The following is a 15017-nucleotide window of genomic DNA, read 5'->3' as shown; positions in this document are numbered from 1 at the left end:
CCCCAAATGAGGTATTAGCTAGAGTGCAAAATGTGTGTACCTAAAACAATTGAACATCTGATTGACTGCGATGCTACACCTTTTATTCCTCCAGGTTGGACCGTTAAAGAACATACGAAGGGCGGAATGTTCAAATTCGACTCCCACAAGATTTCCCTCTACTTGTTTAAAAAAACAGAAAAAAGGAAGTATTGAAGGAAATGATTTGCGCAAGGAAATTGTCAGCCCACTAGTTCTAAATGCCAATGTATTGGATTGGCTATTAGATCATCCAGAACTTATTCCGGAAGAATGGAAGAGAAAATATATATTCTTCTGGGGCACCATTTATCGTGGCTCCGATGACAATCTTTACGTTCGTTACCTCATCTGGGATGGTGCCATGTGGGACTGGCGCCGCCGCTGGCTTGGTGACGACTTCGCTTCTTCCGATTTTCCGGCTGCCCTCGCAAGTTGATTTTTATCACTTAGCTTCTTCCTTGTACTTTGTATTTTTTTCTGCACCCTTGAATTATTAACGTCTCCCAAGTTCATTACCCCTCCTCATTCCGCTCTAGCTACAATAGCTCGGGCGGATTTTTTTATTAATAAAAACCAGCTTCGTTTTTGAAGCTGGTCTTTTAGTGTTGTAAATGTTTGATAATTTCCTTAATGATTTTTTCACGACTACGAGCCATATTGAAAAGTTTTTCTTCCTCGGTATTACGATAGATTAAAATTTGAACAGTGCCATCGTGATGCCTAGCCGTGCGCCCTAAGCGCTGAATATAGCGACGAATATCCGGAATTGGTTCATAGAAAATGACGAGATCAACAGCGGGAAAATCTAATCCCTCTTCACCAACGCTGGTGGAAATTAAGATATCCAGTTTTTGTTGGCGAAAAAGATCCAGTGTTGATATTTGCTCTTTCTGTTTCATGCCTGGATCGTGCAGTTTGGCCGAAGTGCCAGTAAGGATACCTAAGTGACGATTTGTTAAATGCTGTTCTAGATAGTATTGAACTTTGCGGAGAGTATCGCGATAGTTGGTGAAGATGAGTACCTGTGCTGAAGGCGATTTATTAATAATGTCGACAATAAGTGGTAATTTCTCATCTTGCAGAGCTATTTGCCAAGATTGGTGATTTTCATCCTTTTGCCAGTCACGATGATCAATACAAGCGGGTATTTCTTCTTTCCATAGTCGGTGTTGATACAGCTTTTTAACCATCGCTTTAATTTGTGAATGATTGCAGAATTGTTGCTGAAATTTTTTATTATTTTTATCCAAGCTGTCATATTGACGTTGGAGATAGTGAGTAAATTCAGCTAAACCGTTATTTAGAGAATTAATCGCGCTACGATAGCACATGACCGAAGCATACAAACTGATAAGCTGGTAGGCCTTATCTTTTTTATCCGGACGATTTAAACCTTTTTCAAAGAGCGTTCGTAATTCGTTGAATTTAGCCACCCGGACGCCAACAACTAGTTGTTGCTCATTAGCATAAAAAAGATCGCTGATATTAATAGTTAACATCTGAGCCATTTGCTTAACGATATTAGTCAGGTGTTGGGCAAGAGTATTTTTGAACTCTTTTTGCAGCGGTGTTAATTTGCGATCCAAGTAGCGAGGTATGACGTTTCGGTAATGAACGTATGGCAGAACATCAGGACTATCAAACGAACGGGCCTGGACGCAGTTTTTGGGTGCTTTTAACTGCTGTCGCCATTTTTCTATCGAATCAATTTTGGTATCAGTACTGGCTGTAAACCCCAGAAATTGAATAGCTTGATTTTTAGCTTGATAGTACTCCACCAAATCAACATAGTCATAGCGACCGGTTTGATGATGTAATTCATCAATGATTATCATGGCGATATCAGTATAGCGACCAACGTCGCTATTTTTTTTCAACTCCGCCGTTATAGTTTGCGGGGTGGCGATAATAATAGAATTATTTTGCCACAGCGGTAATCTATTTTTTTTAGCTACGTAACCCGTCAGCAGACAACTGTTAATTGTTGGCAGTGCGGTGCGCATCGTTAATAAGTGCTGACTGCACAGCGGTTTTGTCGGTGCTAAAAAAAGAATTTTGCCGTGGGGGTTTCTCTGGAAACAGTTGGGAATAAGCAGTAGCGCAATATAAGTTTTACCCAAACCAGTGGGAATTATCACGATACCATTATTTTGATCAATAGTACTGGCAATAGCTAGCGAGTATTCCCGAGCTTCTAAAGCATGTTCTTGCAAGAGAGGATGTTGGATATAGAAATGACCAAATAATTCATGATCATCAGCTATTTCAACGACAAGATTCAGTTTTTGAGCGTAGTCCCGCATCAACTGATAGCGTTTTTTATCTTCCTGGTCCAGTTCGGATAAAATTTTCTGGGTATCATCTCCCGTTAAGTTTGTTGATTGGAAAAGAGATAGTTCATTTTTTGCCGTTCGCTGGCGACGACGATGACGAGGTGAAATTGATCGTTGGCCGCCCCGCTTGGTGCCCGGCGTCAAAGTCAATAATTCTTGCTCGCCAAACAGATTGGGTAAATTACGTAAGGGCCAACCATTTTTCATTTTTCACACTCCTAGGGACGTTTGCAGTTCCTATTTTTTTGTTGTTAAGTTACAGGTATAAAAATCCCCTAATCAGACAATTTTGGTTAGGGGTTAATTATTGGGGGTTGTTTTTTTCAGAGCGTCTTTGAGATTCTTACCGGCTTTGAATTTTGGTACCACGATTTGTGGCATACGAATTCTTTTCTGGGGATCGCGCGGATCAACACCAGTCCGAGCACTACGTAAGCGGGGATTGATAGAGATGAAGCCAGTTAAATTGATTTCTTCGCCATTTTGCAGGGTTGCCAAAGAAACGTCTTCTAAGGAAGATAGTACTTTTTTGACATCCTTTTTATTAATTCCAGTTTGGCTGGCAATAGATTCAATTATTTTGGCCTCATTCATAATAATATCTTATTGTTTATATTATAACAGATAGTTATTTTACTACAATCATTTGACGGAGTAATTTAATCTTGGACTGGTTTTTGTCTAAACTATTTAATTCTAGTAAGACGGCATTGATTTCACAATTACCTTTTTCCGGAGCGCTGAAAACTATCTTTGATTGATTGAGAAAGCGATCAACAATAATATCTTTACTGATACCGAGAACCGACTCATAGGCTCCAACCATCCCGACATCAGTTAAGTAAGCCGTACCTTGGGGTAGTATCTGCGCATCAGCAGTGGGGATGTGAGTGTGAGTACCAATTAGGGCATTAATACGACCGTCAGCATGCCAGCCCAGAGCCCTGGTCTCACTGGTAAGCTCGGCATGAAAATCAACAAAAGAGTAATTCGCCTCTTGAGCTAAAGAGCTGTGCAGTATTTGATCCAAAGTAGCAAAAGGTGACTTTATTTTTTTTTCACCACTATCATCACCCCAAAAAGTCATAGCTTCTTGGCCTAGTAAATTAATAACCAATAACTTTTTCTTTTTTACAGTAATCAGTTTATATCCCTGTCCCGCTGGTGTGCGCGGATCATTTTCCGGTGTCACTAAATTGAACTGCGGTAATTTAGCCAAAACATTGGCATCTTCTTTGCGCCAAACATGATTGCCCGAAGTCATAAAATCAATACCGCAGTCAGCCATCTCTTGTAGTGTCTTTTGGGTTACGCCTTTGCCATGGGCGATGTTTTCTACATTAGCGCCCCATAAATCAGGGTGATACTTTTTTTGCCAGAGGGGCATTATTTGGGCAATGGCTAAGCGACCAATTTTACCCATAATATCACCAAAGAAGATTATTTTCAGGGAGTCTTTTTTAGCGGGCATATTCAATAATTCTAGTTTCGCGAATTAAATTAACTTTTATTTCGCCAGGATATTTTAATTCTTTTTCAATTTTATCGGCAATATCGCGCGCCAAGATTGTTGCTTTGTAGTCATCAATTTCTAGAGGCTTAACAAAGACTCTGATTTCGCGACCAGCTTGAATAGCATAAGTCTTATCCACGCCGGCAAAGCTATTAGCTACTGCTTCGAGCTCGTCTAAGCGTTGAATGTAATGTTCAAAAGAGTCTTTTCTCGACCCCGGTCTGGCGCCAGAAATAGCGTCAGCAACTTTACAGATCACGCCCTCTAGTGTTTTCGGGGCATCTTCGTGGTGGGCAATACATAAATAAGCCACCTCTTCGGGTAAGCCAAATTTCTTTAAAATATCAAAACCAATCTCGGGATGACCACCTTGAACCTCCTGATCAACGGCTTTGCCAATATCGTGGAAAATACCACCTTTTTTACATACGGCGACATTAGCTCCCAGCTCTTCAGCAAGAATAGTGGATAGCTTGGCTACTTCTACCGAGTGTAATAGTTGGTTTTGACCGTAACTGGTACGGTATTTCAAACGACCAAGCAGCATGACTAGTTTGGGATCAATGCCAGTAACGCCAAGTTCATACAGCGTGTCTTCGCCAGCCTTTTTGATATCAAGGGCCAATTCTTTTTTAGCCTCTTCAATAGTTGCTTCAATGCGGCCCGGGTGAATACGACCATCAGCAATAAGTTTTTCTAAAGTCCTTTTGGCTAAATGACGTCGTATGGGGTTAAAGCCGGAAACCAAAATAGCTTCTGGCGTATCATCAATAATAATTTCCACACCAGTAAGCTGTTCAATAGTTTTAATATTTCTACCCTCACGGCCAATAATCCGCCCCTTCATTTCATCAGATGGTAGGTTGATCACGGTCGTAGTTGTTTCGGCAGCATGAGAGTGTGACACTCTTTGAATAGCGACACTCAAAATTTCTTTAGCCTGCTTTTCCACCTCTTCATTATTTTCGTCCTGCAATTTACGGATCCGACCCAGCAAATCATTTTGCATTTTTTCTTCGACGTTTTTGAGCAGGATATCGCGAGCCTCGTTCTGACTAAAGGTAGCAATTTTTTCTAATTTTTGTAGTTGTTGTGACTTAACGTCTTCTATTTCCTTTTTTAAAGCTTCTACTCGTTTGGCTTTATCATAAAGACTTTGTTGACGATTTTCTAAATCTAATAATTTTTGATCAAAAAGAGTTTCTCTTTGCTCTAATCGTTTTTGTTGATGTTGCAAGTCCTTGCGTAAATCAGAGACCTCACCTTTAGCTTGCTCCATGACCAGAATGGATTTTTCATTGGCCTCTAATAAAATTTGTTTTTGTTTGGTTTTAGCTTCTGTCAAAATATCATCAGCTCGACGTTCAGCTGAATCCACTGAACGCAATCCTAAATATTTGCGTAGTAAAAAACCGATTAAGGTGCTGGCGCTGGCAACGATTACCAAAGCGACAATCCAGAAAATAGTACTCATATAAATAAAAACCTTTCTATCATCTATTGACGGAAAAGCTGGATTAGAAATTAAATTAGTAAAATCGTCTAAATTATTTTAGACTATTGGCCGCGAATTTATTGGACTCCTTAGTATCTAAAGGAAATGATTGAATTAAATTTGATTTCATCCGTAAAATGGTCAAAATTTACTAATTGTTTGCTAATCTGATAAAAGCCTTCTGTCAGTATTGTGTTTAATTTTAAGCGTTTCTAATATAGCACGAAGAAAGTTAAAAATCAAGATACACTTATTTTTATTAATTAGATGAAATAATGGTTTGCGCATAGCTTTTTACTTCTGTTTAATTTAAAAAACGCTAATTGCTAACCAATCAACGTTTTTTAATGATGATGTTATTTAATGATTTTGTCGACCAAACCGTAGGCCAGTGCTTGTTCGGGACTAAGATAGAAATCTCGATCAGTATCATGCTCAATGGCTTTGATTTTTTGACCGGTGTGTTTCGCCAAAATATTATTTAAACGATCTTTAATTTTGAGGATATGTTCGGCGCGAATTTTGATATCAACAGCTTGCCCCTCAGCACCACCCATTACTTGGTGGAGCATCACTTCGGCATTGGGTAAAATAAATCTTTTGCTTTTTTGACCAGCAGCCAAAAGAACGGCACCCATGGAGCTGGCGGTACCTACACAAATAGTGGAAACGTCAGATTTGACATACTGCATGGTGTCATAGATTGCTAAGCCAGATGTGACAGCCCCACCATGGGAATTAACATAGAGTTTAATATCTTTTTTACTGTCTTGGCTGTCCAGGAAAAGCATCTGAGCGATAATGGCATTGGCGACATCGTCATTAATGTCAGTGCCCAAGAAGATAATGCGTTCTTTGAGTAGTCGGGAATAGATATCATAAGCTCGTTCCCCGTAGGTTGATTTTTCGATTACCGTTGGTATTAAATGCATAAAATTAGGTTTATTTTAGTTATTAGGGATAATCTTTATCTGCTTACCATTATAGAATAAGCGCCCCTCAATGGTAAAGCCAGCTGCTTTCTGATGGCCACCGCCACCCAGCTCTTTGGCTAAACGCGCCACATCAATATGGTCTTTGGTGGTCCGCAAGCTACCTTTTACTAGATTATCACCTTTTTCAATTAGTAGTAAGGTAAAATCAATATTATTAATAGTCGCCAGGAAATTAGACAAACCTTCCAGTTTATCGTCATCAACGGCAAAATTGGTAAAATCTTCTTTAGTCAAAAAAGTAATAACACATTTTTTCTCGGGATCAAATATTAATCTTTCTAAAGCTACACCCCATAGTTTTAGCAGAGAAGTTTTTTTAATCCGATCGTTATACTCAATAATTTTTTTATAATTAACACCATATTTTAATAACTGGCTGGCGACTTGTAGGGCCGCAGGAGAAGTTGCCGGATTAGTCAAACCACCAGTATCGGTCATAATGCCATTAAGCAAGGAAGTGGCAATGTTGACATTGATGGGAAATTGCCAACCGCGTAAGAGACGAAAAATAATTTCACAGGTCGAGCTGGCTTTGGGGTCCAGGTAATTGATATCGCCATAGCCAATATTAGTAATGTGGTGGTCAATGTTAATCAATTGGAATTTTTTCTTTTGCCCAAGCTGATCGGTTGGTGATGGTTGAGCAGGTATTGGTTCTAAATTTTTTAGCATTTGTGTGACGCCAGCATAATCCAAACTGCCAGAGTCCAGAACGATAATCAAATCCGGGTCAAATTGTAGAAATTTCTCTTCTTGATTGATAATGGTAGTCGCGTGCGGGATAAAATCAAAATTAGCCGGCATTTCACCAGCACAGTAAGCGATGTGTTCTTTCTTCCAAGATTTTAAAACCTCGATTAAAGCAGTGACACTACCAGTGGCATCACCATCGGGATTGCGATGTGAAATCAGACCAATCCTTTTGGCGCGAGTAATAGCAGCTTTTATTTGTAGTGTAGTTATTTGATCGTTCATAAGTTAAATTAATAATTTCCTATCTTACCGCAAGTGTTGATAATTGTCAATAAAATAACCCCGTACCATATAGTACAGAGTTAGGATAATAATTATAGCTAATGTTAGGCTTACAATAAGGGTTACCGAGTTAGGTTGCTATGGTAACTGATCAAGTTCTCTTTCAATTACCCGGTTTTTTAATTCAATGTCGTCAATACGAAAACGTAAATGGGGGAATTTTGGTAGTCGCAAGGTTTTATTCAGGAGATATTGCAACTGTTTTTGTTGGGAGTTGAATTTTTTTAATACCGTACCTTGTTTATTAATTGGTAGAATGCTGAGATAGACCGTGGCATAGCTCAAATCCGGCGTCACATCAACATTGGTAACAGTAGCTAAACTGTTAGGTGGTACTTCTATTTCCCGAATAATAATTTCATTCAGATTGTGCAGGATTAAACTATTAAGTTGCAAAACTCGTGAGCTCATATTAGCTTATTTTTTCTTGGTAAATTTCAAGGATATCACCAACTTGGATCAGCGGCCGTCCTTTATATTTGAGACCACATTGTTGTCCGACCACTACTTCACTAACTATCATTTTGCTAGCTTGCAGCTCTTCGAGCATACCAAAATCAATTATTTCTTGTTCGCGAGTTACTTTAATTTTCGTATTGGTTTGCACTTTACCCTTAACCACTTCACCACCAATAATCATATGATCCCGAGCTGATTTAAAAACAGCCAGGACTTTGATTTCACCCATTTCAATGCGTAGTGTTTGTTGGGCTTTGATTTTGTCTAATTCTAGCTTGACGTCATCGAGTAAGTTATAAATAATACTGTAGAGATGAATCTTTATTTTTTTATCGATCGATAGTTGCTCGGCTGACTTTTGCGGTTTACTATTAAACCCAATCAACATAGCTTTAGCATTTTCCGCATCCATAACATCAACGTCCGTCACATAGCCCAATCCTTTTTTGATTATTTTGACTTGCGCATGAGCAGTATTTAATTTTGACAAGGCTTCCATAATAGCTTCTTGTGATCCCATGACGTCAGTTTTGAGAATTAGCGGCAGAGTAGGAACTAGTGATTCTTTTTCACCATCGCTACTACTACTGACGACATTATTGTTAGTTGATACGGTTTTTTGATATCTGATTTCTTTCTGCTTTTGCTTAATAATTTTTTGATCGGCAATCACCTCCAGAATATCACCAATGATCGGAGTTTCTTTCAGTCCGAGGATTCTGACGGGTTTACTGGGGCCAGCTAATGCTAGCTCTTGGCCGTATTCATTTTTGATTGCTTTGACTTTGCCAGTGACCGAGCCGACGACAATAGAGTCACCAACGCGTAAGATCCCTGTTTGGATCAAAACCGTTGCTACGGGACCTTCGTTCTTATTTTTATGAGCTTCAACGATAGTACCAGCTGCCGAGCCATCTTCATCAGCTTTGAGATCAGCCAGATCAGAAAGTAGCAGTACCATTTCCAGTAAATGATCGAGATTGGTATTTTCTTTGGCAGAAATCGGTACACAAATTGTTTTGCCACCCCAATCTTCGGGTATTAAATTAATTTCGGATAATTCTTTTTTGACTCGATCAATATCAGCTTCTTCCTTATCAATTTTATTAATGGCAATAATAAAAGGAATGTTTTCCCGTTGGCAGAGAGTAATGACTTCAATAGTTTGTGGTTGCAGGCCATCGTCGGCAGCAACAACAATAATCGCCACATCAGCTATTTTACTACCGCGGGAACGCATCGCCTTGAAAGCTTCGTGGCCCGGAGTATCAAGGAAAGTAATCAAGTGATCACGAAGCTGAACTTGATAGGCACCAATATGTTGAGTGATACCACCGGCTTCTTGGGCCACCACATTTGTTTCTCGTAAGGCATCCAGTAATTTTGTTTTGCCATGATCAACGTGTCCCATGACAATAACTACTGGTGGGCGAGTGATGGTACCAGATCGCTCTTTGATAATATCTTTAATCTTACTTTCTTGTTGGGCGTACTGACTGCTTTCCATTTCTTCATTATTGATTTTATCTACTTTAAAACCAAGATCTTCACCAATAATAACTGCAGTTTCATAATCAATTGCTTGATTGAGCGTAGCCATAATACCGTTTTTCATCAGCTCCACCATGAGTTTATTGATTGGCACCTTCATGATATCAGCTAAGTCGCGAATAATAATAGTATCGCCAATTTGGATAATTTTATCTAGTTTTTGTTCGGATTTTTTCGCATCTAAACGAATTTCTGTTACATTCGCTTCTTCGGCCGCCATCTGTTCGCGGCGCTTATGTTCCGACCAGGCCATGGTTATTTTATTCACTAGGCGATCATCAACTTTAATAGCTCTTTTGCCGATAGCAAAACCAAGCTCTGGTAATTTTTCTAAGAGCTCATTGGTGGTAACTTTTAAACGTCTAGCTAGTTCAGTAACATTCATAATAATTAATCAATAATAATTGTTGATTTTAGTCGGAAAAATAATTATTAATAGGTAAACTTTACTTTATTTTTTCATTTTTGTCAATCAATAATGCGGCCTTGAACATTAGGTTATTTTTTTATATACTACAGATGTTAAGCGAGCGATAAATATATTTTATGACCATTTCTTCATTGTTTAAAAAAGCCCAAGAAGCTGGCGCCTCAGATTTGCACCTGGTTGTTGGTCAGCCACCTTATTTACGAGTGGATGGTGAACTACAAGTCATTAAAGATACTGAGGAATTGAGCAGCGCCAAAATAAAAGAGATTGTCAATGACATGCTTAGTGTTGATCAAAAGAAACGATTGGAGGCTGATCGCGGTCTAGATTTGTCTTATGCCATTAATGACGCTGGTCGTTTTCGCGTTAATGTATTTTATGAAAGAAGTAATTTAAGTTTGGTGGTGAGAATTATATCCGCCCAAGTGCCAACCATGGAGGATGTTGGTATGCCAGAGGTAGTTTATGAATTAATGAGAGAGAATCGAGGACTTGTTTTATTAACCGGACCAACTGGTTGTGGCAAGTCCACCAGTTTGGCCGCCATGGTTGATTTGATTAATAGTGAACGTAGCGCTCATATCGTTACCCTTGAAGATCCTATTGAATATTTGCATACAAACAGAAAGAGTATCATAGTCCAAAGAGAACTAGGTGAAGATATGTCCAGTTTTGCTGAGGGCTTGCGACACGTTTTGCGTCAAGATCCAAATGTTATTATGGTGGGTGAGATGCGCGATTTAGAAACGATCGCGGCTGCTTTAACTTTAGCGGAAACAGGTCACTTAGTTTTAGCTACCCTACATACTTATGACGCCGCACAAACTATTGACCGTGTCGTTGATGTCTTTCCGCCTCATCAGCAGAATCAGATCAGGACGCAACTATCCATGACTTTAAAAGGAGTTATTTCTCAACATTTGTTACCAGCTAAAAAAGGCGGACGAGTTGCTGTGCGTGAGATCATGATCAATAATCCAGCGGTGTCCAATATTATTCGGGAGAATAAAGCGTCGCAGTTGAAAAGCGTTATTCAGACTTCGGCCAAGAAGGGAATGTTTACTATTGAGCAGGATTTAAAGAGATTAGTCAAAGAGGATATAATTGACGAGGAGCAGGCAGACAAATATTTAAACTATTCATCGTATAATGTAGAATAAGAAATGATTAAAATTATTAGCGACCCAGTAAAATTAGCCGCATGTTTAGTGGTAGTCACCATTATTTTTTTTGCTATTGCTATCAGTTTATTTGGTCCACCAACTATTTAATATTTTAGCAATAACAAAACCCACCGCGCTTCACTTGGTGGGTTTTTTGATTTTCCCTCAGCGGGTTTTATTTAACTTCAGAAAAGAACAAACGCTAGACGCTAACCCCTACTAGCGCCACTAATCTTTTAATGGTTAGCGTCAATATTTTCAACCAAACTTCGACTTCAAAGATCGATCTGGTGTGCCAGTGGCTCCGATCATTCGACTTATCTACTGGGAGGAAAAGCCCCAATCCGCCATTGGCTGGACTGGCTTTGGTACAGGCTTAATTGCACCCATTATCCGGACTAGCGAATTAAACGTTTTGCTGAGGGAAAATTGCGATAGTAATATTAGTATATTACGGCGCTGTCTTTTGTCAATAAAAAATTTAGTCAAGATGAATAAAAAAATATTACCTAATATCGGCAATATTATTATGTATCTACTGAATAATTATTCTATTTCTGGACTATTTTATACAATTTATCACCTTGACGTACTAGCCCAGCAATAGGTAGAGAAATTATCTGCTTTTGTTGAGCAATCTTGATTTTTTTATCATCCAAACGCATTTCTTGAACAGTGCCATTTATTAGACCAGTTGTTTTGCCAAGAATCAAATATTGATCATTAATTTTTAGATTACTAGCTTCAATTTTTATTTCGGCGATACCGATGCGAGAAAAATAGCGATTAACAACACCGACATGAACTTTATTAGTAGTTGCCACTGATCCGTGCGCAGTGCTGTACTCTATATTTTTTCTACCTAAATAGTATCCTGACCACAGACCGCGATTAAAAACAGATGATAGTCTTTTTTCCCACTTTTTGACTTTGCTAGCTGAATAAGTTTTATTATCAATAGCTGTTAATGCTTCTCGATAGCAGCTAACAACAGTATGGACATATTCTGGGGAACGGGCACGCCCTTCAATTTTTAAAATAGAAACGCCACTATCCACAATTTTGTCCAGATAACCAATGGTGCATAGATCCTGTGGTGATAATAAATATTGATTATCCATCACGATTTTTTCTCTGGTCGCCGGATCGTATAGTTCATAAGCCTGGCGGCAGACTTGTCGACAGGCGCCACGATTCGCCGATAAATTATGTTGATGCAAACTAAGATAACATTTGCCAGAGATGGCCATACAGAGTGCGCCGTGGATGAACATTTCAGTTTTAATGAGTTGTCCGCTTACGCCAACTATCTTTTCTTTTTTAATTTGTTGATTAATCTGTTTGATTTGCGCTAAAGTTAGTTCTCTAGCCAAAACCATTACGTCGGCAAAGCGCACATAAAATTTAACTGTTTCAATATTACTAATATTTAGTTGCGTGGAGAGATGAACTGGTATTTTGAGTTGGTTGGCTAAGTTAATAACAGATTGATCAGTAGCAATAATTGCATCAATATTGGCTCGCTTAGCTGCGATAATAATTTTTTGAATAATCTTTAAGTCCGATTGATAAATAATAGAGTTGACCGCTAAGTAAGCGCGGAGGTTATGAGTGTGACACTGGTGGGCTATTTTGCGTAAGTCAGTCAAATCAAAATTTTGCGTGGAGGCGGCACGCATATTTAGCTGTTTCACGCCGAAATAAATAGAGTCTGCCCCTGCTTGAATAGCTGCTTGTAGTGATTCGTAAGAACCTACTGGTGCTGTGATTTCGATTTTAGACATGTGCTATGGATTGAATTATTTTAATTAATTTATATTTACCGCTTTCAATATTTCCGGACTTATTTGAATTTCATTGTTTTGTAATATTTTTATTTGTTGCTGTGCCATTTTTATATTGTTAGTCACCAGATAGAGAAGTACTAGGTTATAGTGAGCACGATAATACAATGGATTTATCGCAATTGTTTTTTGCCAGCAGAATTCAGCTTCCGAATAATGTTTACTTTGAAAATAAGCGTTACCGATATCAAAGTATACATTGTCTAAATAGGGATTCTTAATTAGTTCATTAGTTACTCTATTTTTTATTTGTTCAAAAGGATTTTTGTTTTGCTGGTCAGGATTATGAAATAAAGAAAGATTGTGGTTTTTGAGAATGGTAGTTAACCCCCTTATTTTATCAGTTTGTGGATAAAGAAATTTTAGAAATTCGTCATTATTAGCAGAAAAGAATTCATCCTTGGCGGCAGCAAGATAATGATACTTGGCATTAAATTTAAACTCACCGTATGCACAGTTGATGATTATTAAGGGTATCAGAAAAAGTAAAAAATAGAAATAAAATGATTTTATTAGGATAGCTTTCGAATTGATTAAATATAAGTAGAGCAAAATAACTATAGCAACCCAGATCAATGAAGAGTTTGTTATATAGCGCGACGTCTGGCCAAACGCACCACCAAACTGAGCGCGACCAATGCCAGTCATTAATATACTCAATAATGAATAACTACCCAATGCTAAATAAGGAGTTAGTGTCTCTAGTTTAATGTTATGTTTTTTATTTAGTAGCCAGATCAGATGAACAAATATAAACAGACTAAACAAGCCAACAAAAAAAGCATAAACTGAGTTATATCCTACTATTGGTGCACCCAATGATGTAAAAATAAAACTAAAAAAATTAATAGGATTGGTAAATACTGACCAGGAACTGATATTCAAACCTTGATATTTGTACAAATAAAAGAATATGATAATTACTGAACATACGATCCAGACGATTAGCATTGTTCGAGAATTTGATTTATTATTTAAATAGGCTATTAGTAAGATTACCAAGCCAATCAGCCAGAAGAAAAAGCCATTAATAAAGGATAAAAAAGCGATAGCGCCAAACAATAGAGCAAGAAATAATCGTTGATATTTTCCTTCTAGATTAGACAACATTATGATTCCCAAGCTAGACATGAAAATATTTAACAATACTGTAATTTGCCAACCCCAAGACCAATTTTCCCATTGATTGAGAGAAAAAATAATTAAAGAAATGACAGGAAGGCACCAAATGAAAGTTTGGTCATTATTTTTTAATTCGAGTTTTGTTTTTTTTATTTGCCACCACCAAAGTAAAAAGACTCCTAAAGCTAATAAGATTATAAATAACAATTCAAAAATAACATTCCAGTTAGTTAATTGTGCTAGTAGTATCATAATGATTTTGGGAAAAACCATGCGATGACCACTATCGTAATTCCAGAAATCAGAGAATGTCAATGAATGTGAATACGATTTTTCAATAATTGGTAGAAAATCCCATTGATCTAAATAAGGAATATTTACTCCATAACTTAGAACCGTTAGTACTAAAATAAATAAAGGGATGAAGGTTAGTATCAGCCAAAAAATTTTAGTTAAGAAGGGAGTTACTTTTTTTAATTCAGTAATAAGCATAGACAAAGTATAGTATAAGATTATGTTTTTAGTAAGTAGTAAAGTTTTAATTAGTTACAAGAGTTTTAAATTTCTTAAAATGTAAAATTTTTCAATTATAAATAAAAAAACAGGGTTAATAACAATCCTGATTTAAATGGTGCGCGCAGTCCGCTCCGTAATCGGGGCGGATCTACCGCTTATTCATTTTAGATTTAATAAACAATCTACCTCTGTAGCTTTTTAAATACCCTTCTCTCTTTAGGGCATCTTGTCGTGTATAATATTCTTCTTGATAAAGCAAGCACCAAGAACCACCCATTTTTTTGTATAGGATTTATTTTTATTTGGCAGTTGATTATTGTGTCGGGCCAGTCGGGCTGTTAAATCATTAGTCTGACCAATATAGATTTTACCTTTCAAATTATAAATTACATAAACTGTAAACATAAAAAAACAGGGTTAATAACAACCCTGATTTAAATGGTGCGCGCAGAGGGATTTGAACCCCCGACCGTTTGCTTAAGAGGCAACTGCTCTACCGACTGAGCTATGCGCGCTGGTAAGATGGAAACACTATTTATT

Annotated in this window: 12 protein-coding genes, 1 tRNA gene and 1 pseudogene; 2 read left to right on the top strand and 12 right to left on the bottom strand. The window is 37.8% G+C overall.

The window, feature by feature from the left end; genetic code table 11:
• The first annotated feature begins 70 nt into the window (after positions 1–70).
• Positions 71–457, top strand: a complete 387-nt coding sequence (locus COX77_00545) for a hypothetical protein (protein ID PIZ99774.1) — start codon at positions 71–73, stop codon at positions 455–457.
• 163 nt (positions 458–620) lie between these two features.
• Here the strand turns inward: COX77_00545 and COX77_00540 are convergent, their stop codons facing one another.
• The 8 genes from COX77_00540 to COX77_00505 all read right to left on the bottom strand — a co-directional run bounded on the left by COX77_00540 (position 621) and on the right by COX77_00505 (position 9787).
• On the bottom strand, positions 621–2561 hold the full coding sequence (locus COX77_00540; protein ID PIZ99773.1) for a hypothetical protein: 1941 nt from the start codon (positions 2559–2561) through the stop codon (positions 621–623).
• Positions 2562–2654: 93 nt separating this feature from the next.
• On the bottom strand, positions 2655–2948 hold the full coding sequence (locus tag COX77_00535; protein ID PIZ99772.1) for a hypothetical protein: 294 nt from the start codon (positions 2946–2948) through the stop codon (positions 2655–2657).
• 34 nt (positions 2949–2982) lie between these two features.
• Positions 2983–3825 (bottom strand): metallophosphoesterase, encoded by an 843-nt coding sequence (locus COX77_00530; GenBank protein ID PIZ99771.1) that lies wholly within the window; start codon positions 3823–3825, stop codon positions 2983–2985.
• Positions 3815–5341, bottom strand: coding sequence for a ribonuclease Y (gene rny / locus COX77_00525; protein ID PIZ99770.1), 1527 nt, complete (start codon positions 5339–5341; stop codon positions 3815–3817). Before rny ends, COX77_00530 begins: the two co-directional genes overlap by 11 nt.
• Positions 5342–5718: 377 nt before the next feature.
• Entirely contained in the window at positions 5719–6294 is a 576-nt protein-coding gene (locus COX77_00520; GenBank protein ID PIZ99769.1) for an ATP-dependent Clp protease proteolytic subunit, read from the bottom strand.
• Between the two features lie 15 nt (positions 6295–6309).
• Positions 6310–7332 (bottom strand): hypothetical protein, encoded by a 1023-nt coding sequence (locus COX77_00515; GenBank protein ID PIZ99768.1) that lies wholly within the window; start codon positions 7330–7332, stop codon positions 6310–6312.
• A gap of 138 nt (positions 7333–7470) precedes the next feature.
• On the bottom strand, positions 7471–7803 hold the full coding sequence (gene rbfA / locus COX77_00510) for a ribosome-binding factor A (protein ID PIZ99767.1): 333 nt from the start codon (positions 7801–7803) through the stop codon (positions 7471–7473).
• Between the two features lies 1 nt (position 7804).
• A complete protein-coding gene (locus COX77_00505) occupies positions 7805–9787 on the bottom strand; it encodes a translation initiation factor IF-2 (protein ID PIZ99766.1) in 1983 nt (660 codons plus the stop codon).
• Between the two features lie 161 nt (positions 9788–9948).
• Here COX77_00505 and COX77_00500 point away from each other — a divergent pair, with 161 nt between their 5' ends.
• Positions 9949–10992, top strand: coding sequence for a type IV pili twitching motility protein PilT (locus tag COX77_00500; GenBank protein ID PIZ99765.1), 1044 nt, complete (start codon positions 9949–9951; stop codon positions 10990–10992).
• Between the two features lie 554 nt (positions 10993–11546).
• Here the strand turns inward: COX77_00500 and COX77_00495 are convergent.
• The 4 genes and pseudogenes from COX77_00495 to COX77_00480 form a co-directional block, all read right to left on the bottom strand.
• Positions 11547–12779: a collagenase-like protease gene (locus COX77_00495; GenBank protein PIZ99764.1), complete on the bottom strand. Its 1233-nt coding sequence runs from the start codon at positions 12777–12779 to the stop codon at positions 11547–11549.
• A 24-nt stretch (positions 12780–12803) separates the two neighbouring features.
• Entirely contained in the window at positions 12804–14453 is a 1650-nt protein-coding gene (locus tag COX77_00490) for a hypothetical protein (GenBank protein ID PIZ99763.1), read from the bottom strand.
• Positions 14454–14625: 172 nt separating this feature from the next.
• Positions 14626–14882 (bottom strand): annotated as a pseudogene (locus COX77_00485) (endonuclease).
• Between the two features lie 34 nt (positions 14883–14916).
• A tRNA-Lys gene (locus tag COX77_00480) sits at positions 14917–14992 on the bottom strand.
• Between the last annotated feature and the right edge of the window lie 25 nt (positions 14993–15017).

The sequence above is a fragment of the Candidatus Komeilibacteria bacterium CG_4_10_14_0_2_um_filter_37_10 genome, assembly GCA_002793075.1.
Lineage (GTDB): Bacteria > Patescibacteriota > Patescibacteriia > UBA1558 > UBA1558 > UM-FILTER-37-10.
Note: the sequence above shows the minus strand (reverse complement) of the source record. Positions and strands in the feature narration are given on the sequence as shown.

Excerpts from the sequence above, each read along its gene's own strand:
- COX77_00545 (PIZ99774.1), top strand. The coding sequence starts at position 71 with ATGCTACACCTTTTATTCCTCCAGGTTGGACCGTTAAAGAACATACGA.
- COX77_00540 (PIZ99773.1), bottom strand. The coding sequence starts at position 2,561 with ATGAAAAATGGTTGGCCCTTACGTAATTTACCCAATCTGTTTGGCGAG.
- COX77_00535 (PIZ99772.1), bottom strand. The coding sequence starts at position 2,948 with ATGAATGAGGCCAAAATAATTGAATCTATTGCCAGCCAAACTGGAATT.
- COX77_00530 (PIZ99771.1), bottom strand. The coding sequence starts at position 3,825 with ATGCCCGCTAAAAAAGACTCCCTGAAAATAATCTTCTTTGGTGATATT.
- rny (PIZ99770.1), bottom strand. The coding sequence starts at position 5,341 with ATGAGTACTATTTTCTGGATTGTCGCTTTGGTAATCGTTGCCAGCGCC.
- COX77_00520 (PIZ99769.1), bottom strand. The coding sequence starts at position 6,294 with ATGCATTTAATACCAACGGTAATCGAAAAATCAACCTACGGGGAACGA.
- COX77_00515 (PIZ99768.1), bottom strand. The coding sequence starts at position 7,332 with ATGAACGATCAAATAACTACACTACAAATAAAAGCTGCTATTACTCGC.
- rbfA (PIZ99767.1), bottom strand. The coding sequence starts at position 7,803 with ATGAGCTCACGAGTTTTGCAACTTAATAGTTTAATCCTGCACAATCTG.
- COX77_00505 (PIZ99766.1), bottom strand. The coding sequence starts at position 9,787 with ATGAATGTTACTGAACTAGCTAGACGTTTAAAAGTTACCACCAATGAG.
- COX77_00500 (PIZ99765.1), top strand. The coding sequence starts at position 9,949 with ATGACCATTTCTTCATTGTTTAAAAAAGCCCAAGAAGCTGGCGCCTCA.
- COX77_00495 (PIZ99764.1), bottom strand. The coding sequence starts at position 12,779 with ATGTCTAAAATCGAAATCACAGCACCAGTAGGTTCTTACGAATCACTA.
- COX77_00490 (PIZ99763.1), bottom strand. The coding sequence starts at position 14,453 with ATGCTTATTACTGAATTAAAAAAAGTAACTCCCTTCTTAACTAAAATT.